24 protein-coding genes and 2 pseudogenes are annotated in these 19,684 nt (G+C 39.1%); 22 read left to right on the forward strand and 4 right to left on the reverse strand.

The genetic code is table 11. From position 1 onward, the window contains the following. Nucleotides 1-6 precede the first annotated feature (6 nt). From C1A12_RS04855 to C1A12_RS04885, 7 genes are all read left to right on the forward strand, one after another. Nucleotides 7-1,011, forward strand: coding sequence for a 2-keto-3-deoxygluconate permease (locus tag C1A12_RS04855; RefSeq protein WP_101842707.1), 1,005 nt, complete (start codon nucleotides 7-9; stop codon nucleotides 1,009-1,011). Between the two features lie 30 nt (nucleotides 1,012-1,041). Then, nucleotides 1,042-2,340, forward strand: a complete 1,299-nt coding sequence (locus C1A12_RS04860; RefSeq protein ID WP_101842708.1) for a four-carbon acid sugar kinase family protein — start codon at nucleotides 1,042-1,044, stop codon at nucleotides 2,338-2,340. Continuing rightward, the gene (gene pdxA / locus C1A12_RS04865) at nucleotides 2,337-3,338 is read left to right on the forward strand and encodes a 4-hydroxythreonine-4-phosphate dehydrogenase PdxA (RefSeq protein WP_101842709.1); all 1,002 of its coding nucleotides are present in this window, start codon (nucleotides 2,337-2,339) and stop codon (nucleotides 3,336-3,338) included. The genes C1A12_RS04860 and pdxA overlap by 4 nt, the downstream gene beginning before the upstream one ends. A 312-nt stretch (nucleotides 3,339-3,650) precedes the next feature. Further along, nucleotides 3,651-3,959, forward strand: coding sequence for a hypothetical protein (locus tag C1A12_RS04870; protein WP_101842710.1), 309 nt, complete (start codon nucleotides 3,651-3,653; stop codon nucleotides 3,957-3,959). 182 nt (nucleotides 3,960-4,141) lie between these two features. After that, complete coding sequence (locus tag C1A12_RS04875) at nucleotides 4,142-4,621, forward strand: DUF2975 domain-containing protein (protein ID WP_101842711.1); 480 nt, start codon at nucleotides 4,142-4,144, stop codon at nucleotides 4,619-4,621. Nucleotides 4,622-4,631: 10 nt separating this feature from the next. Further along, nucleotides 4,632-4,853 carry a helix-turn-helix transcriptional regulator gene (locus C1A12_RS04880; RefSeq protein WP_101842712.1) on the forward strand — a complete coding sequence of 74 codons (222 nt, stop codon included), beginning with the start codon at nucleotides 4,632-4,634 and terminating at the stop codon, nucleotides 4,851-4,853. Between the two features lie 83 nt (nucleotides 4,854-4,936). After that, nucleotides 4,937-5,728: a DUF817 domain-containing protein gene (locus C1A12_RS04885; protein WP_101842713.1), complete on the forward strand. Its 792-nt coding sequence runs from the start codon at nucleotides 4,937-4,939 to the stop codon at nucleotides 5,726-5,728. A 148-nt stretch (nucleotides 5,729-5,876) separates the two neighbouring features. On the opposite strand, the gene C1A12_RS04890 is transcribed toward C1A12_RS04885, so the two are convergent. After that, the gene (locus tag C1A12_RS04890) at nucleotides 5,877-6,746 is read right to left on the reverse strand and encodes a DMT family transporter (protein WP_101842714.1); all 870 of its coding nucleotides are present in this window, start codon (nucleotides 6,744-6,746) and stop codon (nucleotides 5,877-5,879) included. A 221-nt stretch (nucleotides 6,747-6,967) separates the two neighbouring features. Here C1A12_RS04890 and C1A12_RS21035 point away from each other — a divergent pair, with 221 nt between their 5' ends. The 6 genes and pseudogenes from C1A12_RS21035 to C1A12_RS21205 all read left to right on the forward strand — a co-directional run bounded on the left by C1A12_RS21035 (nucleotide 6,968) and on the right by C1A12_RS21205 (nucleotide 11,068). Beyond that, the gene (locus C1A12_RS21035; RefSeq protein ID WP_159462138.1) at nucleotides 6,968-7,126 is read left to right on the forward strand and encodes a hypothetical protein; all 159 of its coding nucleotides are present in this window, start codon (nucleotides 6,968-6,970) and stop codon (nucleotides 7,124-7,126) included. Nucleotides 7,127-7,162: 36 nt separating this feature from the next. After that, nucleotides 7,163-7,825, forward strand: coding sequence for an AraC family transcriptional regulator (locus C1A12_RS04895; protein ID WP_101842715.1), 663 nt, complete (start codon nucleotides 7,163-7,165; stop codon nucleotides 7,823-7,825). A gap of 129 nt (nucleotides 7,826-7,954) precedes the next feature. Beyond that, nucleotides 7,955-8,137 carry a hypothetical protein gene (locus C1A12_RS04900; protein ID WP_101842716.1) on the forward strand — a complete coding sequence of 61 codons (183 nt, stop codon included), beginning with the start codon at nucleotides 7,955-7,957 and terminating at the stop codon, nucleotides 8,135-8,137. 2 nt (nucleotides 8,138-8,139) lie between these two features. Next, the gene (locus C1A12_RS04905; protein ID WP_101842717.1) at nucleotides 8,140-8,481 is read left to right on the forward strand and encodes a hypothetical protein; all 342 of its coding nucleotides are present in this window, start codon (nucleotides 8,140-8,142) and stop codon (nucleotides 8,479-8,481) included. Nucleotides 8,482-8,860: 379 nt separating this feature from the next. Then, nucleotides 8,861-10,243: a DUF2254 domain-containing protein gene (locus C1A12_RS04910; RefSeq protein ID WP_159462139.1), complete on the forward strand. Its 1,383-nt coding sequence runs from the start codon at nucleotides 8,861-8,863 to the stop codon at nucleotides 10,241-10,243. Nucleotides 10,244-10,806: 563 nt separating this feature from the next. Then, nucleotides 10,807-11,068, forward strand: a pseudogene (locus C1A12_RS21205) (hypothetical protein). Between the two features lie 64 nt (nucleotides 11,069-11,132). On the opposite strand, the gene C1A12_RS04920 reads toward C1A12_RS21205, so the two are convergent. After that, nucleotides 11,133-12,497, reverse strand: a complete 1,365-nt coding sequence (locus C1A12_RS04920) for an LVIVD repeat-containing protein (RefSeq protein WP_101842719.1) — start codon at nucleotides 12,495-12,497, stop codon at nucleotides 11,133-11,135. Between the two features lie 728 nt (nucleotides 12,498-13,225). Then, nucleotides 13,226-13,987 carry an MBL fold metallo-hydrolase gene (locus C1A12_RS04925; protein WP_101842720.1) on the reverse strand — a complete coding sequence of 254 codons (762 nt, stop codon included), beginning with the start codon at nucleotides 13,985-13,987 and terminating at the stop codon, nucleotides 13,226-13,228. Nucleotides 13,988-14,104: 117 nt separating this feature from the next. Between C1A12_RS04925 and C1A12_RS04930 the strand changes: the two genes are divergently transcribed. From C1A12_RS04930 to C1A12_RS04940, 3 genes are all read left to right on the forward strand, one after another. Beyond that, a complete protein-coding gene (locus C1A12_RS04930) occupies nucleotides 14,105-14,530 on the forward strand; it encodes an Lrp/AsnC family transcriptional regulator (RefSeq protein ID WP_101842721.1) in 426 nt (141 codons plus the stop codon). Between the two features lie 79 nt (nucleotides 14,531-14,609). Next, nucleotides 14,610-15,164 (forward strand): TetR/AcrR family transcriptional regulator, encoded by a 555-nt coding sequence (locus C1A12_RS04935; RefSeq protein ID WP_101842722.1) that lies wholly within the window; start codon nucleotides 14,610-14,612, stop codon nucleotides 15,162-15,164. A gap of 58 nt (nucleotides 15,165-15,222) precedes the next feature. Continuing rightward, complete coding sequence (locus tag C1A12_RS04940; RefSeq protein ID WP_101842723.1) at nucleotides 15,223-16,359, forward strand: MFS transporter; 1,137 nt, start codon at nucleotides 15,223-15,225, stop codon at nucleotides 16,357-16,359. Nucleotides 16,360-16,516: 157 nt separating this feature from the next. Here C1A12_RS04940 and C1A12_RS04945 read toward each other — a convergent pair whose 3' ends face one another. Beyond that, the gene (locus tag C1A12_RS04945) at nucleotides 16,517-16,819 is read right to left on the reverse strand and encodes an SHOCT domain-containing protein (protein ID WP_101842724.1); all 303 of its coding nucleotides are present in this window, start codon (nucleotides 16,817-16,819) and stop codon (nucleotides 16,517-16,519) included. A gap of 86 nt (nucleotides 16,820-16,905) precedes the next feature. Here C1A12_RS04945 and C1A12_RS20920 point away from each other — a divergent pair. The 6 genes and pseudogenes from C1A12_RS20920 to C1A12_RS04970 all read left to right on the forward strand — a co-directional run. Continuing rightward, a pseudogene (locus C1A12_RS20920) lies at nucleotides 16,906-17,043 on the forward strand (acetoin reductase); the annotation flags it as partial. Between the two features lie 345 nt (nucleotides 17,044-17,388). After that, nucleotides 17,389-17,595: a hypothetical protein gene (locus tag C1A12_RS04955; RefSeq protein WP_101842725.1), complete on the forward strand. Its 207-nt coding sequence runs from the start codon at nucleotides 17,389-17,391 to the stop codon at nucleotides 17,593-17,595. A gap of 55 nt (nucleotides 17,596-17,650) precedes the next feature. Further along, the gene (gene rraA / locus C1A12_RS04960) at nucleotides 17,651-18,133 is read left to right on the forward strand and encodes a ribonuclease E activity regulator RraA (protein WP_101842726.1); all 483 of its coding nucleotides are present in this window, start codon (nucleotides 17,651-17,653) and stop codon (nucleotides 18,131-18,133) included. A gap of 76 nt (nucleotides 18,134-18,209) precedes the next feature. Further along, nucleotides 18,210-18,581: an iron chaperone gene (locus C1A12_RS04965; RefSeq protein WP_101842727.1), complete on the forward strand. Its 372-nt coding sequence runs from the start codon at nucleotides 18,210-18,212 to the stop codon at nucleotides 18,579-18,581. Between the two features lie 217 nt (nucleotides 18,582-18,798). After that, on the forward strand, nucleotides 18,799-18,975 hold the full coding sequence (locus C1A12_RS21040) for a hypothetical protein (protein ID WP_159462140.1): 177 nt from the start codon (nucleotides 18,799-18,801) through the stop codon (nucleotides 18,973-18,975). 88 nt (nucleotides 18,976-19,063) lie between these two features. Beyond that, the gene (locus C1A12_RS04970) at nucleotides 19,064-19,609 is read left to right on the forward strand and encodes a 2'-5' RNA ligase family protein (protein WP_159462141.1); all 546 of its coding nucleotides are present in this window, start codon (nucleotides 19,064-19,066) and stop codon (nucleotides 19,607-19,609) included. Nucleotides 19,610-19,684 lie beyond the last annotated feature (75 nt).

Genomic DNA, 19,684 nt, shown 5'->3' on the forward strand with positions numbered 1-19,684 from the left:
ATAAAGATGAAGATTAAAGCAACTTTGGAAAAAATCCCTGGAGGTATGATGGTAGTACCTTTGCTGTTAGCGGCTATTCTAAATACGGTGGCGCCCGATTTACTTAGGATCGGGAACTTTACACAGGATTTATTTGTGGACGGTGCAGGTACATTGATTGCCTTGTTTCTATTATGTACCGGAGCTCAAATTAATTTGAAAACGGTTGGGGTAAGTCTTGGAAAAGGAGCTACTCTATTGACCGTAAAGTGGATAGTGGGAGCGGCTTTTGGTTTACTTGCCTACTTTTTTGCAGGAGATAATGGTCTTTGGTTAGGATTGGCTCCTATTGCAATTATTGCAGCTATGACTAATAGTAATGGCGGCTTGTATATCGCGGTAGTCGGACAATATGGTAATAAAACAGATCGAGCCGCTTATTCACTGCTTGCTTTGAATGATGGTCCTTTCTTCACGATGGTAGCACTATCTATTTTCGGGGCAATGGGCTTTGTTGATGGCCTGTTTTCATTAACTTCCTTTATTGCCGTATTATTACCAATAGTAGTAGGTATGGTGTTAGGTAATTTAGATGAAGAAATGCGGAAATTTTTGGATCAAGGAAGTTCCATGTTAATACCTTTCTTTGCTTTTGCGCTTGGAATGGGAATTGATTTTGGAAAAATCATTGAAGGTGGAGCAGCAGGTGTGCTTCTTGGAGTGGCCACGACGTTAATTACGGGAAGCGCAGGTTACTTTGCTTTTAAAGCCTTTAATTGGAACCCGGTTGCTGGGGCAGCAGAAGGTTCTACAGCAGGAAACGCGGTAGCTACACCAGCTGCCATTGCAGCGGCTAATGCCGGATTTGCAAACGTTGTTGATATTGCGACGGTTCAGGTTGCGGCTTCAACCGTGACGACAGCTGTCTTGCTGCCAATTTTTATAGGCTTCCTTGTTAAACGCTTAGAGCGTAAGGGTGTGAAACTGCCGGATGATTATACCACTGAAGCCGAGAAACAAGCGACAGCGTAGCAAGTTTATTTAGGAAATGAGGATTTATAGATGAACTTTAAATTTGGAATGATAGCAGATGATTTAACAGGCGCTAATGACAGCGGCATTCAGTTAAAAGAAAAAGGGCTTTCAACTTCTGTTTATTTTGAAATTCCAGCGGATCAGAAATCTCTGGATGAAGCCATTGTGATTGATACAGATTCCAGGGCATTAAACAGAGAAGCAGCTTACGAAGCGACGAAAGCAGCAGCAGAGTTTTTAGCGCAAGCCGGATATACAAATATTTATAAAAAGATGGATTCGACATTGAGGGGATATATTGGTCTGGAGTTACAAGCTGTGGATGAGGTTTTTGATCCTTCATTTATAGTGGTAGCTCCAGCATTTCCCCCATATGGAAGAACGACAGAAAATGGTATTCATCTTTTACACGGAGAGCCTGTAAGTGAGACGGAGCTTGCGATCGATCCAAAACATCCAGTGAGCGAATCTCATCTTCCTACATTAATAGAAGAAGAGACTGGTAAAAAAACCGCACTGATAAATGAGAAAGTGTTAAATCAAGATGTTGACGACTGGTTAAAAACTATAGATCGATTACAAAAGAAAAATGTAAAATATTTAATCTGTGATGCCAATACAGAGAGAGAGTTACGCGCTATGGCTGAAAAGATTAACAGCCTTTCCCTTAACATTGTATGGGCAGGATCTGCAGGTTTGGCTGAAGTACTCCCAAATGTTTTACGCATTGATCAGTCAACTAATAGCAAAGATAAATGCGAACAAAAAGGCTCTGTGCTGACCGTGTGTGGTTCGTTATCAAAAACGACCCAAGACCAGGCAGCTTATGCAATGAAACAGCCGGGCATCCAGAATGTTATGGTAGATACAGAGAAAATTTTTTCAGATGAATGGCAAAGGTTCGCTGATGAATACTATAACTCTAGCATGGAGGCTGTAAAGAAAGGGAAAGATGTCGTTCTTTATGTCCCGTCTAATTTAGATATAAGAAAGCGGGTAAAACAAAGAGCAGTGGAACTAGGGCTGAGTCCGTTTGAGATGGGGAAAAAAATCTCCGAAGCTCTTGGTCAGATTACAAGAAGAGTTGTAAATGAAGTTTCCCTGTCTGCCCTTGTATTAACAGGAGGCGACACAGCAAAGGACGTAGTTAAAAGTTTAGGAGCCACGGGCTTACGTTTGGATTATCAATTAGAAGCCGGAATACCTGTGGGCACCCCTATAGGAGTAGAGCCTGCTATTCCTATAGTGACTAAAGCAGGGGCATTTGGGAATGAAAGTTCTATCTATCATGCCATGGAGAAAATGAAAGGGGCCGTCAGAAAATGAGTAATAAACCGGTAATTGGGATTACCATGGGCGATGCAGCGGGGGTTGGACCAGAAATTATCGTCAAAAGTGTTGAAAACACGGATATAAGGCAAAACTCGATCCCGCTTATTATAGGAGATTTAAAAATTTTAAATAGAGCAGCGTCCTTGTTAGATTCGAATATAACCTTTAAAAAAGTAGATAAGGACTATGACTTTTCGCAATTAGAGCAGTCGAATGAGGTATATTGTCTGGATCTGGATCTTCTTCCTGAAGATTTGCCTTATGGAGAAGTTTCTTCAGAAGCAGGCAATGGATCTTTCGAGTTTCTCCGAACAGCTATTGAGTTAGCAAATGAACGCAAGATTGATGGGATTTGTACCGCTCCTTTAAATAAGGAAGCCCTGCACAAAGGAGGGCATCTCTATCCAGGTCACACTGAAATTCTAGCTGAACTAACAAATACTAAAAACTTTTCTATGATGCTTTCTTCGCCGAAACTTAAAGTGATTCACGTTACTACTCATGTTGGACTTCGAGATGCGATAGAGCGTATTGAGCCCACTCGTGTGTACGAGGTTATTAAAATGGCCCACGATACTCTAATACAATCTGAAAAACATCCACCAAAGATTGCTGTATGCGGGATTAACCCTCACGCTGGGGAAAATGGATTATTTGGTTATGGTGAAGAAGAAGAGAAAGTCATCCCCGGTGTAGAGCGGGCACAAAAAGAAGGGATAGATGTACAAGGTCCACTTCCAGCAGATACGCTATTCTTTCGTGCTGTTAGAGGAGACTTTGATATAGTAGTTGCTATGTATCACGATCAGGGGCATGGTCCAATAAAAGTACTGGGTCTCGACGCTGGAGTTAATATTACCGTCGGTCTGCCAATAATTCGTACGAGTGTCGATCATGGGACGGCTTTCGATATAGCTGGAAGTGGTCAGGCAGATGAAAAAAGTATGCTAGAAGCATTAAGGCAGGCCATTGAACTTGCGCCGACAAAATAGACAGAAAGCTTATCTTTTCCTGTAATATAAGAAGAGTATACTAAACAATAGCCCCTTGCTGAAGGAAATGTCTGCAAGGGGCTATTTGTGTCTGAAATCTGCAAAATTTCACCTCTTACCAACAGCTTTAACCATAGTAAATGTTCGAGAAAAATAGGAAAATCGAAAAAGGATTATCCCGCTTTTTTGTTTAATATATAGATTGAGGGAGATGAATATTACGTTATTATTATCCAAGAAGAGTGACAAGCTGATATACATTGCGCTCTCAGAGTGCCCGGTGAGAAACGAACAATAAAGGGGGAATTAAACATGGCAGGTTACCTGAATATTGGCAGCCTTTTACTCGGATTAATTGCCTGGATACTTCCTGTTGTGACTCTCTTGAGTAGTCATGGCAGCAAAAAGTGGGTTACCTTTTCGATGATGAGCTTCAGTGCTTGTGCCATTGCGTTATTTTTTCAAATTCTATATCGCTACCATCTGGTAAAGGTTGAAGATTGGTCCGCTCTAATGGACATCACAGGTGCGGTTGCGTTCGCTGCATCAGTTCTTCTTGTCGCTACTATCCTATTGAATGCAATGACTCTGATCGTATGTCGTAACAGAACGACTGGTTGATATTTTCTTCTTTACCACGAGGGATTGAAAAAGGAGCATTTCCTTATACCAGGGGAATGCTCTTTAATTATGCTGAATTATAGTTATCAATAAAATAATAATGCTAAGTGATAAAAATTTATTGTAAAACGATAAATTAAGTGGTAAATTAAAAAAGACAATAATTAAGTGAGGTGCTTTTTATGATAAGAGAAACCCTCTTTTTAAAGATCGCTGTGTTTCTTATGGCTCTTCCTATTCTTGCTTTATGCATATTCGGGGTGCCTTCGATAGCAAGAGAAGCCGCAGGGTTTTATCCGGGATTTTCATCTTTGCCATATTTCATTTTAATTGGATTATATATAACAGCGGCAGCGTTTTTTACTGCATTGTACCAGGCGTTAAGACTGTTAAGCTATATTGATAAGAACAAAGCTTTCTCCGATTTATCCGTTAAGGCACTACAAATGATTAAATACTGTGCGTTTACGATCAGTGGGGTGTATGTGGCAGGCTTACCATTTCTGTATCTTATTGCAGAGAAGGACGACGCTCCAGGACTGATAGTCATTGGATTGGTCATTATTTTCGCTTCCATGGTGGTGGCTGTCTTTGCTGCAGTTCTTCAAAAACTATTAAGAAGTGCCATAGATATAAAATCAGAAAATGACTTAACGGTCTGAGGTGAATAACATGGCGATAATAATCAATATTGACGTGATGCTGGCAAAAAGGAAAATGAGTGTGACTGAACTTTCGGAGAGGGTTGGTATTACAATGGCTAACCTTTCTATCTTAAAAAATGGAAAAGCGAAGGCGATTCGAGTTTCGACTTTAGATGCCATTTGTAAGGCGTTAGAATGCCAGCCTGGAGATCTGTTGGAATACACACCAGACGAAGAAAAACCTGAGTAAAATGCTTTTTCGGAACTGGAGGTGTTCGTACCGAATGCCTTCATTACATAAGATCCCCCGAAAATTCTTGGAGGCAATAAATTATGAAAGCAATAAAACAACTCCTCTATTTTGGATGGGAACAGGCCTTATCCTGCTTGTTTCCTGTTGTAATTTTTACTTCTTTGGCTATAACCCAGGTCCTTCCTCTCCCCTTGCTGCCAAGGTATGACTGGCTGCTCATCATCTTTCTTCTGACCCAGTGGGGAATGCTCCGTTCTGGTCTTGAAACACGAGACGAATTAAAGGTAATTACATTATTCCATGTGATTGGAATCGCACTTGAACTATTTAAAGTACATATGGGATCGTGGTCTTACCCAGAGGAAGGATACTCCAAGATTTTTGGTGTTCCCTTATATAGTGGGTTTATGTACGCAAGCGTCGCTAGCTATCTTTGTCAGGCGTGGAGGAGGCTGAAGGTTCAATTAGTGAAGTGGCCGCCGTTTTGGATCGTTGTAACCCTCGCCGCTGCTATTTATTTGAATTTTTTCACCCATCATTATTGGATTGACATTCGTTGGTGGTTATCTGGCCTGGTGATTATCGTCTTTTGGCCATCGTGGGTCACCTATGCTGTGAATGGAAGAAATTATCAAATGCCTCTCTCACTGTCTTTTGTGCTCATCGGATTTTTTATATGGATCGCAGAAAATATCGCAACATTCTTTGGCGCCTGGGAATATCCGAACCAAACAGATGCATGGAGTCTCGTCCATCTTGGAAAAGTAAGCTCGTGGCTCTTATTAGTCATTGTAAGTTTTCTTATCGTGGCGTCGTTAAAGCAAGTCAAAGGGAGAAGTTCCACTAGCATAGAGGCCAGGCAAATTATTTAGATCACTAGAGCTATAGGGTTTCTGGTATTCTTCGAGTACCTGAAAAATTGGTCACAATAAATAGACCAAAAGAAAAAGAAAAGCAAATTAACCCACCTTTCTTTTTCCTCTTGTCACAGGATTTAAAGTTTAATCTAACTAAACATTCTCAGTCGGATTGCTTCACACTAAGTACGGTGACCGTAAACAGGATGAGCAGCATTCCTAAAAGTTGCATGATGGACAGATGATCTCCAATAAGCAGAACACCAAATAATGAGGCTGTCACCGGTTCCACCATAGCGACCATTGAAGCCGTGGCCGGGGTAGTCCTTCGAATGCCCATCACATAAAATATAAATGAAATACCTGCCCCTACAATCCCTAACAGAAGAAACCATCCGATATCGCTTGACGTCACCACAGCAGCTGTTTCACCCTTGTCCGTGAAAAGAAAAAGGATGAGACAAAATGAAAAAAAGGCGATGGTTAACGAAGTCTGCGGTTTTCCGATAGAAGAGGCATTTTTAAATCCAAATATAAACAAAGCATAGGAAAGGCCGGCAGTAAGCCCCGCTGCAGCTCCTAGAAAACTCACTGAAATTGAATCAGTATTGTAAGCACCTGTAAGCAGGACAATTCCCATAAGTACACCGGAAATGCACCCCCATTTAAACCAGGTTGAACGTTCAATTCGTAATAAAAAGGAAATTAAAAGGACAAAAACAGGGGCGGTGTACATTAAAGTAGCAGCCACAGCTACGCTTGAGGCTTGAATACTTAGAAAATAAAAAGTGAAATTTCCAGCAACACCAACACCCGCTAATAAGGACCAGATGTATAATCGGGCAGAGGCAAACCAATTTTGTCTAAAACGAAAGAGAAACCACGCGAAAAAACATATAAAACCAACAGCCCCTCGATAAAATGAGATCACAATAGGATCCCAGCCCCTGGTCATTAAAATATCTGCAATGCCCCCACTAATGCCCCAGCATATAGCGGCCAGCATAACTAAGCCTACACCTGCAAATCTCATAGTCTGCCTCCTGATACGTATTTTTAATTACGATTAGAAACCTAATGCGAACGTAATCTTAAGGGCTCCATCCAATATAGGTTTAAAAAAAGATATTAATGGTAATTCCTTTAAATTCTCATACTTAAACTTAAGTCGGACTGTATGCAATATGAAAGAGCGGTATTCTTTACAACATCTTATAAAACAAATTCTGTGTATACAGTAAGGGGTACGGGTAGATGACGAGACGATATTACTTACAGGTGCCAATTTATCCTAATGCATACGAGGATCCGCAGGCGATCAGTTTCCCCGGTAACGACCATATTTTTGAAAAGTTATTAGAAAGAAGATTTGACAATATAAGTGTCCATTACTGGGAAATCTTGTATAATTAAAGTCAACGTTTATAAAATAAAGCAGGGAGGGTTAATGTGATTCGAACAGGAACAGTACAAATTCTAAATGGAACAGAAATGTATAAGAATTTTAAAGAGACACATTTTCTTGAACCCGAACTGATGATTCCCTTTAACGAGGCAATGTGTTATGGGGCAGCATGCGAGGATTTATTTTCCGATGAATTTACCGAAATACGCGCGAAGGTTCATCATGTAACGCCAGCTCAATATGCTGAAATTACACTAAACCCATTGGAGCCTGTCTTTTGTGGAAATTTTGATCATATAGCACTATGGTTTGATGAGGATATGTTTTGTCAAATTAATCTTCTCACCATCCTCGCCTGGTTAGACCAAACAGATTATAAAGGTTCAGTTGATCTCCATCTTGTCGGTGAACATTTTCAACCTGTAAATTATTACAGCTTAAAAGTAAAAGGATATTATCAGCTCTACAAGCAAGTAGTGATACATGAAACTTCTCCTCAAAAAGTTTATCCAAGCCCTTTAAACATGGGGATTGAGCTTTATTTGAATTATCTTAAGAAAGATAGTGATCTTATGTTGTATATTCAAAAGCATCAAGAGGTTCCGATAAAAGAGCTTGTGCCTCTCCTTATTGATAACTTCAAAGACTATGGCTTAGGAGATACACAATATGCCGAAATTATAAAATCTTATCGTCAAAATCAGTAACGTTCTTTAGAAAAAAGAAGTATTTCTTAATTCAGGACGTAAATACTTTTATATTCCGATAAAGAAAAAATACTATATTTTGAAATACTTGTGTTAAATTTTTTGAGCTTGAATACTGGAGGATTACATATGGTTACATTATCAGCAACAGGCAGTTGGAATATTGGGGATATGATAGTACAACTGTTTTTCTTCATTATTTTAATTGCTATAATAGTAGGAATTGTTAATTTTGTTTTGGTGGTTAAGCAAAGAAGAAGACAATTAAATAGAATTGAAGAGAAATTAGATAAACTCATTAAAGGAGGATAATTTTGAGACAATTAACAACTAATATTTCTCTTATATTCTTAGGATTATGTATTTTTGCTGGAGCTTGGATGGTGTCTAGTGCATTAAATGATAGTGGTTCTCAAAATGCAGTTGAACAAGTTACCGTCCATCCAGCACAAGACGAACGCCAATTAATGAGTCATTCAGAACTAAAAGAATACTTAGGCATAAGTGACGAGCAACTTGAAAAGATATTGCCTGAAAAAGAAGATAACGTTATTAAAAGTAAAATTCCTTACATAAAGATTGATCATGAGTACTACTTTTCTGTTAAAGCGATAGATAAATGGTTAACTGAAACGGAAGTTGAAAACTTTCAGTGACAAATCTTTTCAACATGAAGGGGGCAAAGCGTCAACCGTAGGTATTCCTCGTGAGAGTGTAGGAGGTACCCGGCATCATTATAGAGCCAGATGATTAATGTTAAGAATCGTACAAGTTACTGTTCTTTACAGGGTCCTATATACTAGTCCGAGTTCCTCTTCAGTCATCTTGGAATCAAGTCTTAAAAAATCAATACGGAAATTTAACATAAAGTAAAGGAGCCCAGGGGATTTCTCAATAATTTTCCTGTTTAATGGAAACATTAAATTTTAGATTAGTTTACTTCTTTCCGGGGTAGGAAATAGAAGTATTTAATAATCTTAGGAATGGATTGGGGATCATATGGGGTTCTTTTACTATATAAAGAAGTATTTTAAAATGTCGAGACGTCAGCGGAAAAGTGAATTAAAATCAACTCTCTGGTTTATGCCTTTATGGTATATCGTTGGAGCGATCGGTTTATCGGTTTTCACCTTTTATCTTGATTACGTGGTTGATATCAGCTTATATTTACCACCTGCCATCGGTTTTAGCGGACAAACGCTGCAGGTTCTTTTGAGTGCACTCGTAGGCGGGGTACTGACCTTAAGTGCTTTTACAATTAACTCCCTGCTAGTCGCCCTGACGACGTTCAGCGGACAGTTTTCTTCCAAAATGCTTGTAAACTTTGTCAGTGACCGAGCGACTCAGCACGTACTCGGTATTTTTAACGGCAGTTTTATTTATGTGCTCTTAAACTTCTTATACGTTACACATGAAGAAGAGGAGTACATTGTCGCGACACCGGTTTTATCCATCTTGACGGCTGTTACGGCTGCAGTGACCTTTATTTATTTTATTAACCATACGACGACTTGGATGCAGGTGCATAATATCAGCTTCAATATGAACGCCAAGTCAAAATCGGTGCAGGCTTCTCTAGAAAAAGAATTAAAACCTTACCGCCTTGAGAAGGAAATAGAGAAGGAATCCCTGCCCCTTGAGTCTGATGGAAAGGTTATAAAAGCCGATCAATCCGGCTATCTTCAAGTTGCTGACTTTTCAAGACTGATTAAACAGGCGAGTAGATACAACAGCCTCTTAAAATTTGACGTCAGAATTGGAGAATTCGTAGTAGAAGGAACACCGCTGCTAACGTATTGGGAATACGGACAAACCATGAATCCCGAGCGCTACTTCAAGTCTATTGAGATCGGGGTCAAACAAACAGAAATTCAGGACCTGGAGTACGGGCTGATTAAGCTTGCCGAAGTAGCCGTTAAGGCCTTAGGTCATAATGACCCACTTACAGTTACAAATACGATTCATCAGATCACTGATTTGCTGAAAAGCATTGGACAGTCGACCAATTTCTCTCCCTACCTTTTCGACGAGGAAGAGCAGCTTCGTATTATCTTAAACCAAAAGGATTTTCGGTATTACCTTCATAAGGGATTGGCCTCCATTCGTGAGTATGCGAATCAGAACTCGATCGTTATGACGGAGCTTTTAACGATGGTATCCCTGCTAAGTAAAACGATGGATAAAGAGGTTCACGAGGATCTATGGGAGTTTGCCCGTCAGACGATCTTTGGGTTTGATAACTATAGCCTCTACGAAAATGACTGCCTATATATTTTAGAACAATTATCCGAGCTTTCTAAAAACACAGGCAATCAGAAGGATTATCTTTTCCTGCTTGAATATATGCTGCAGCGGGTCAGTTCGAAGAGCGCCTCAAAGGTGCCGCTAAACTATCCTGAAAATGAACAGCCACGCTAAACGTAGTTTTGTGATTTTTAGTTTTTCAACTATCAGGGAAGTTGTGGTTAATAGGAAATCCCACATGTTCGATCTAATTGAAATCTTAAGACTTTGGACAACTTGCATTGACCATTCGTGAATATGATTAAAATATAAAACCGAAATGTTTAAAATGACTAGAGTGATTGAAGGTGTTTTGGAAAATAATTGGAATTTATGTAGGTGAAATCTATAAGTTAAGGGAGTTTTAATATATATTATGGTGTACCTCTTAGTGTTTTCTTTGGTGTTTTATACTGTGGACGGAGCCACTTAAAGTACTATACAGCCTTTTTAAAGTGAGGACGTTACCACTTTGAATATTATAATATTTTACTTATTCCCTGTAGTTATTGCGTTAATTACAGGTATAATAGTTTACTATCTTTAGGATTACAAAACGAACGTTTAGTAGCACTATTAATTGATTCAAGGTTAGCAGATTATTTGTAATTCCATATAAGGGGCTATTATCAGATTATCAAATAAGGACAATTTTTTTAAAAAGAATTGGCCGGGATTTGTTTATTAAGGAGTTATTTATGAAAAAAGTTATACCTATCGGTACTGGTGAATCAGGGAAATCTACACTAGCAAGGCGATTAAGTCCTAGAACAATCTGTATCTACCGTGCCCTTAAAAGAACACCGCAGTACCAAAATAAAATCAGACCAGATGTGGGATGATCCCAAATCTAAAAGACCAAAAATCTTAAAAAGGATTGAACAAATGTCTGAAGCGCAACAAGTGATTATTCTAAAATCCACAAAAAGCCTGACAATAACTAAACGCGGTAAATCATAAATGGAGGAAAAACAGCTCAGGCCGTAGAAAAAGTCTACAGCCTGAAGTATAAGCAATTTCTTAATTATTTGCTGTTGTTTTTCTGTAAAACCTTTAATCCATTATCCATATCAGAAGCGAGGATATAGTTTCGGTCTACATCCACACCCCAGAAATAAGCTCCTTCAGGCAGGTATTGTCCTGTTTGAACCGGGTTTGCAGGGTTTGTAATGTCAGCAGCAATTAGGCCACCTGCATAGTGAGACAGGTATAAGGTGTTGCCATGTACTTTAGGGTCGTGTACCGTATTGGCAAATGTGATGCCATCTTCAACATTATCAATTAAATCCGTCTTAAACGTACTCAGTTCTTTTGGATTGGCAGGGTCCTTAATGTCAAAAATTCTAGTGTATCCATACGATTCTTCGTACCCCTCTTTAACAGGGTTATAGACTTCTCTTGTTTCAATCAACACGTTTCCACCCTTCGCTAAAGCTGCAGAGTGAGCAGAGCCTTGTACGTCTGGCGCATAATCCGTACGGCCTTCATATTTTACGTTATAAGGGTCAGAAATATCGAGAATGATCGTACCTAAATCCCAGAAGGATAAGAGGGCCGTGTCCCCATTGGTATCGGTTATAGCGCTATGATTGAAAACCGGTCTTGTTTTTCCATCAGGGGAATCCCAGTGATAGCCGTTAAAGTTGTCTGAGACTTCAGGGAGTGTACGAGGGTCAAATTCATAAATGGTTTCTGGCTGCTTCGGATCCGAGACGTCTACTAACGCGAAATCTTTATTCTCCCCATGAGTATAGTAGTCGGCGTAAGGATTTGCTGATAGTACAAATGGCTTTCCATTTTGTACCGTTAAGTATAATTCATGAGTTCCTGGCACACGCTTGTCCATTTCCCAGAAACCAAGTTTTTCTGGATTATGTGGGTCAGATACATCATATAAGAGGAAGCCGCCTTTAGAATCAGGGTGACTTCTATCTAATTGCTGAACACTCACCGCCGCTAATTCTCCCTTAAAGTCAGGTGTGTTCACAGATTTCACAATCACTTTTTCCTGCCACGTGCCAGGAATGTCATCTGCAAACTTGGCAATTTCTTCAGGGTTCTTAGGATCCTTCATATCAAAGATTCGAACTCCGCCTTCTCCGCCGTTCTGTGTATGCGTACCTAAATAAGCATAGCCCTTGTGAGAATAAACGTCTGCAGTATTATTTTTGATTCCGTCATACTCTTTTAGAGGCATCGCTGCAACTTCTTTCCAATTCGAAAGACTCTTGTCCCCTTCAATTTTAGGGATAGCATTTAGGTCTGCTTCATGAGCACCTTTTTCAATCCCTGCATCATCTAACATATCGTGAGCAAAGGCCGTAGGTGTAAATAAAGAGAAAGTCATGATACCAGCAATCGTGGAATGAACTAAAAATTTTTTATTCATATTTTCCCTCCAATTGAAATAGTTTCCTTTTACTATAGTACCATAGGGTGTACATCTCTTCAGTAGTTATTAGAAAAATAAGACAATTATCGTGCCATAGGACCTGAACATGCTGGGTCATATTACTCTAAAATGGAAATTAGTCATTCTATGTAACTATTTTTTAAATTGCAAGCAAAGCGTTTGTCAGTTTACTAATGGCATCCTGGAGCGTACTAGAGCTGGATTCTAGAGCCTTCGACGGGTTCAAATCATCTTACTGGAAGTTCTTTTAGTTTATCTCGATATTGAGTTTTTCACGTAAGGGGCGTAATATTTAATAAGTCGAAAAAGGTGAGCATTCAAAGTGCTCACCTTTCTCATGCAACCTGAAATCGAACATACTGATTGAATATTATATTAAAGAAGGCACTCTTAACACCGAAATTGATTGGGCGATTAAATCACTAAATAAGAATGCCGCCTTATACCCCATTTTTATTATGTGTAGGACAAGGCTAATTAGAAAATGCCCCAATATCCCTCCTTCCATTTACCGATGCCCCATTTGAATATTCCCTTATTGGAAGATCTAGAGCACAATTCATCTTGTCATCCCTGGGATTATAGAACTGGAGAAAGAAGAAAAAATAATCCGAACGATTCTGATGAAATCAGTCCGGATTATTTATGGACCAGGAAAGGATTTTTACCATCGCTTTCTTGTTGGGGCTTCGACTCGCGCAGTATTAAAAAGAGTAAGAATCACCGTCATTAGGAATTAAAACATCGGAGACGATTCCTTCTTGGTTAATAAAGTCTTTTAGCTCCTCTCTAGATAACGTCCAATGGTTAACAGCCTCCGTATGAACGACAATGATTGTAGCATCAGGTGCAGCATCATGGGTTTCTTTGATGTCCTCTTTCCCCATGACAAGAGAGCCACCTTCATAGAATTGATTGTCGCCGCCGTTTACAACAATGATATCGGGCTGGTGGGTATCGATTTCTGTTTGGACGGCATCATACCATACAGTGTCTCCCGCAACATATAATGTTTTCTCATCTTGATGTTTAAAGACGATGCCACATACTTCGCCGGCGAGTTTAAGGATTTCCCCTCTACCGTGCTGGCCAGTTGTTTTGATTAACCGAACATCGTCAAAATCCGTATGTTCTGTTAAAACTTCTACATTTTGGAAACCCGCCGTTTTTACTTCTTGCGCATCCTCTTCGTTTTGTACGAACACTTTAATACCTTTAGGTAAGACATTTTTAGCTGAATCGTCAAAGTGATCGAGGTGTAAATGAGTGACAATGACAGCATCGACATCTTTTATCACATCGTCGAGGGATACTGGCAAATCAACTAAAGGGTTATTCTGATCCTGCCTGATTGAATTCGGGAATGGCGGGTACGTGCCTTTCTCTGCTAACATTGGATCTATAAGAAACTTTTTGCCTGCGTATTCAACAATTAAGGTTGCGTTTCGGATAAGTTTAATATCCATAGTAACCACTCCTTTTCTAAAATCTACGTTATATTTTAAACGGAGATGATAGAGTAATACATAGATGCAATCAAGTCTTTCAGCCATTTGACTTGAACTTTGAAAGGATTTGATGAGGTGCTTGACCAAACAGATCTTCGAATTGTAGAAGAGTTATCCAAAAACAGCCGGATTACCATGAAAGAATTAGGGGAGAAGGTACATTTAACAGGGCAGGCTGCCGCAGCCAGAGTGGCCAAGCTTGAAGATCAAGGAGTAATTGAGGGCTATACGATTAAGGTTAATCAAGAGAAAATGGGTTATTTCATTAAAGCGTTTATTACGATTATTACAAAAGATACCCACCATAAACCTCTCCTTTCCTTTGTAGAAACTAAAAAGGAATATGTTATCAATAATTATAAAATCAGTGGAGATGGCTGTTATATTCTTGAATGTAAATTTCCGACTCATGAGCGTTTAAATGAGTTTTTGACAGCTTTAAACAAGCACGCGAACTATAAGTTGTCGATTGTAATTAATACTCAATCTTCTAATGACTAAAAGTTGACTATTGAATAAGAAGTTGATAACCTGTCAGGTAGAAAGGTTGTTCTATCTAAATAAAGGAGAAGTTGATTATATGAGTCGATCTGCAAAAAAAGATACAATACTCCAGGTAGCGGAAAGGTTATTTTATGAGCATGGCTTTCGAGGGGTAGGGTTAAAGCAAATTATTAACGAGTCTGACGTCGCCACGATGACGATCTATAACCACTTTTCCTCAAAAGATAACCTGGTAGAGGAGGTATTGAAGCAGCGGGAAGAGCGGTACTGGTCCTATTTGGATTCCCATGTTGAAATGGATTCAGATTCGCCTTTTATCCTTGCCGTTGAAGCCCACGGACGCTGGTTAAAAGAACAATCCTACAGAGGGTGTATGTTCTTAAGAGCGATAGAAGATTACGCAGGAACGGATAATGAAATTGAAGATATAGCCCGGGGGCACAAATCTAAATTGCTCAAATACTTTCAATTACTGGCGCAGAGGAAAGGGAAAGATAACGAAAAAGACTTAGCCCATCAATTCACACTGCTGCTTGAAGGGACTACCTCTATGACCACATTGATCGGTGCGGAAAAAGCAACAGAACATTCTATTGCGATGGCCCGGATGCTCATCCGGCATACATCGTAATTTTTTTACAGTTAAATAGAAAGGTCGTTCTATATAATTTAATGGTGAGGAGGCTACTATGAAATTCTCAAGTTTAGTTTTCCCCGGCGTGACCATGATTGCTGTTACTTATGGATTGGCCAGGTTTAGTTTTGGGCTGCTTCTTCCTGATATCAATGAATCCCTTGAAATGTCTGAGCTGGTATCAGGGATGACTTCTTCGTTGTTTTATTTAGCATACTGCTGCACGATTATCCTTTCCACGGTGATAACTACAAAAGAAGGACCAAGAAGGATGATTATCTCAGCTGGGCTGTCAGCTTTTATAGGATTGCTGTTGATGGGGATCGCACCGAATGGATGGGTGCTTGCGTTAGGCGTGTTATTTGCTGGAGGAAGCACGGGTCTCGTATCTCCTCCTTATGGCGCGGCGATATCTCTTTGGATTAAAGAGAATAATCAGGGGAAAGCAAATACATGGATCAATTCAGGAACAAGCTTCGGTATTGCCCTTTCTGGAGCAGGGGCGATTTTATTAACACCGAATTGGAGACTGACGTATATAATTTACGCGATCTTGACCCTCTTGATATTATTATGGAATTTCCAGGCGATTCCGAAGAACGGGACTCGCACGAAGGTAAGGTTTAAAACAGGGAATCTCTCTATCCGAGGAGTAGAAGGATCCATCCCTTTGATTATAGCCTCTCTTACCCTGGGAGTTTCCACAGCGGCTTTCTGGACTTTTTCCAGATCTTTTATTGAAGTGACGGGTGATTATAGTGATTGGCAGCTTTCTGGATTTTGGGTCATTATAGGTCTTTGTGGCGTGCTGGGAGGGTTTTCCGGTTCTTTAGTGGAATCAAGAGGATTATCTTTTGCTTATAAGTTGGGAAGTTTGTCGATTGCTTCAGCTCCGGTTATTCTATCTGTTTCATCGGGGAATTGGTTATTGTCTTTCTTATCCGCTGGAATCTTTGGATGCTCCTATATATTTTTAACAGGTGTGCTTCTAGTGTGGGGAATCCGTGTATTTATTACGAACGCCTCCTTAGGTATTGGAGTACCCTTTTTACTATTGGCGTTGGGACAGGTCCTGGGTTCAATACTCGCTGGATGGTTTATTGGGACATGGGGCTATGTTGTTTCTTTTCTGCTTTATGGTTTAATCGGCATTGGAGCTGCCCTTATGGGTCCTGAAAAAATTAGAAGATAGTATTTCCCTCAGTTTTTTCGTTCATTTTAACCCCTTTTTGAATCGTGGGTAATACGAATACGATATACAAAAGTGTACCTTTTGGCTTTTTGCTAAAAGGTACACTATGGTTTTAAAGAGGACTTGCCTGTTGGGAGGACTGCCGGATAAATAATGATTAATGTAACAGCTTTTGTTTTTCTCTTTGAAATTCTTCTTCTGTCAGATAACCTTGTTCTTTAAATTGTATTAATCGTTCAAGTTGTTGAAGAGACTGTTCTTTTATTTGTGCTAACTCTCTTAGTTGATCTGCTTGGGTGATACTTTCATTTAATTGAAGGGATCCGCCGGCTAAAACTAATATTTGATTTGGACCTGTTCGTTTGAGCACAAAATAGCCTCTTTCTGCGTGTGTTGCAATGCCCTCATCATTCGGCCGGCAATATCCATGTGAGGTGCTTCTTTTTTGCCATATATTCAATCTCTCCCTGGTTAATATACTCCTAATATCATATGTCCTCTAAATCTATTGGTATGTTTAGATGACTAGCTGAGGCAGGCCTTACTCAGACAGCAGCGCATGAGCTTGCTCAGTTTGATATTAAAGTGAATGCTTACTGCCCTGGAATAGTCGGAACTTCAATGTGGGATCGGATCGATGAAAGAATGGTAGAACGTTGCATCATTCAAAGGCTTGTAATCTAATAATAGAATAGAGGGAGCTACACTTTTTAAGAGTTGAAGTCTTCAGCTTTTTTAATTAAGTAGACAAATAAAGAAGGATATATACTAATTTTATTGAATATTGTTAGCATATGGTTAAATTAGGCGGAAAGATCAGTTCTGAACAAATAAATACTGTTTGAAGTTTAATAAAATTATAGCAATGCACCCATGCTTATTGATTGTTTATTCAGTCTATCCTTAATCTAAGCTTCGCCTGAGTACAGTATAGAATGCCTTGCTAAAAACTCCGCTGAAAAAATGCCGTAACTTTATTTAAAGTTGGCTATAAATAATATGATTCTAAACTTGAGTGGAGGAAATGTAATGAATTTTATCAGTTGGTTTGATTGGATAACTCCAACTAATCCAGTTGCTTCATTATTTTTTGGTGTTCTTTTCACTATTATTCTAGGCCTCACTGTTTGGATGGAGACAAGGGATTTTAAGACCGTACTTGTCACCACTATAACTGGTATAGTGATAACAAGTATTGGAGTTGCTATTTTAAACGGAATTGGCTTCTATGCTTGAAGATAATGCTGTTTAGAATGGGTTTTTGATATTATGAAAGAGGAGGAATAATTTTATGAAACTCAAAACAGCCGATTTATGTGATAGTTATCCAGATAAGGTAAGTATTGTCGATCCATCATTTTCAAGTTTTGGTAAAAAGAAAAGCTTTTTTGGCCCTATATCCACCGTTAAGGTGAAAGATGATAATGTCCTTGTCAGAAAGGCGCTGGAAACAATCCCCGCTGGCAACGTTTTAGTTGTAGATGGAATGGCTTCTAAGAATTGCGCATTGCTTGGTGGTAACTTAGCAGAAATAGCAGCAGAAAGAGGATTAGCCGGAATTATAATAAATGGATACATTAGAGATTTCATGGAAGTGTGTGAAACGGATATCGGAATAATTGCGCTAGGCACAATACCACTAAAAAGTAAAAAAGAAGGCAAAGGACAAGAAAATGTAACGTTAGAATTTGGGAATGCCGTATGGAATCCTAACGGTTATGTTTATGTAGATGAAGATGGAGTAATTGTCTCGTCTGAAAAGTTAAATATTTAATTAAACCACAGTTCAATGGAAACAAGCGGAGGACGATCATCGTCTGATGCTTAAAATTGTATCAGGAGGAATCAACTTGGAAGCTTTCGAAAAATACTTAGCAGGCATCGATAACCCTGACCACCGTGCCCGCATAGAAGAAATATTAGTCTGGGTTGCTAATAAGTTCCCAAATCTGGAACCGCAGATGAAGTGGAACACACCAATGTTTACTGATCATGGTACATTTATTATCGGCATAGACACAGCAAAACATCACATAAGCGTTGCCCCAGAAGAAACAGCCATGACAAAATTTGGCGATGACATTGAACAAGCTGGCTACAGTTCTACCAAAGGGTTGTTTCGCATTCGCTGGAATGAACCTGTCAATTACGAATTGCTTGAGAAAATAATCAAATTTAATATTGAGGATAAAGCAGACTATACAAATTTTTGGCGGAAATAGCATCTTCCTTAGCGGTACATATTTTATACTTAATAAACCAAAGGGTGGCGGATTGCCACCCTTTAAATTTATTGGATGATTTGTCTAAGCAGGACCGGAGAGACAGATAGCCAAGAAAAGAGAAGCTTTTGAAACTATGTTCATGTGACTTCGTATTATAGGTAAGGTTTGTTTAAAAATTTAGAAGAACTAATCTGGATAGGAAGCGAGGGTGTATATGAATAAAAATCAAAAAGGAGCAGTATCCTTTGCCATACTTGGTGCTGCTTTTATTGCTGGAGGAATAGGCTTTAACCAATTTTTTGAATATTCCCTTCTAATTGGGTGGGGGTGTGGACTTATATCCAAACTCGTTGCTTTAGGGTTCGCTATGAAATGGAATATAGAGAAATAATACATAATTTCGATTCTTTTCTGATGGTGGAATATTAAAAATCAACTCAATTTTTGATGGGATGAATTGTGATAAGGGGAGGCTAAAGATGGCAAAAACCATAGGTCTAGCTACTTTATTAAGTGGACAGGGAAAGAATATGGTTTACGAATTCTGGAATGTGTTTGAAAAAGAATATAACTCAGTAGGTGTACAGTCTTTTGACTACCCTAACTTAGGTTATCAAGGGGGAAGTTGTGAAGATATTAACTTATTAAAAATAGATGTAGAAAAAGTCAGTGAGAATATTCATTCTTTTGAAGTGAATATTGAAGGTTTCGGTTATTTTGAAGAACCTTCTGATGTAGTTTACCTGAAAGTTAAAAAGAACAATAAACTCACTAAATTACATAGTACCCTTAATAACTTGCTTACTAGACACTGTGATACAGTTTTCGATTTGTACAAACCCAATAACTGGGTACCTCATATTACACTGGCAATGGGAGATATTTCACCTGACAATCTCACATTATTTAGAAATAGGTATCAATACATGACACCCGAATTTACACAACTAATTACTAACATTTCACTTGTAGAGTTCCAAGACGATGGGGATGTAGAGCTAATAAAGAAGTATGAGATTAATTAATCTTCGAACTCGATTCTATCCAGGTGGGAAAGTCCTTTCTCATATGTGCATAAGAATATTATATGTTTAGGAGTA

The organism is Halobacillus sp. Marseille-P3879, from assembly GCF_900240285.1.
GTDB lineage: Bacteria > Bacillota > Bacilli > Bacillales > Halobacillaceae > Halobacillus_A.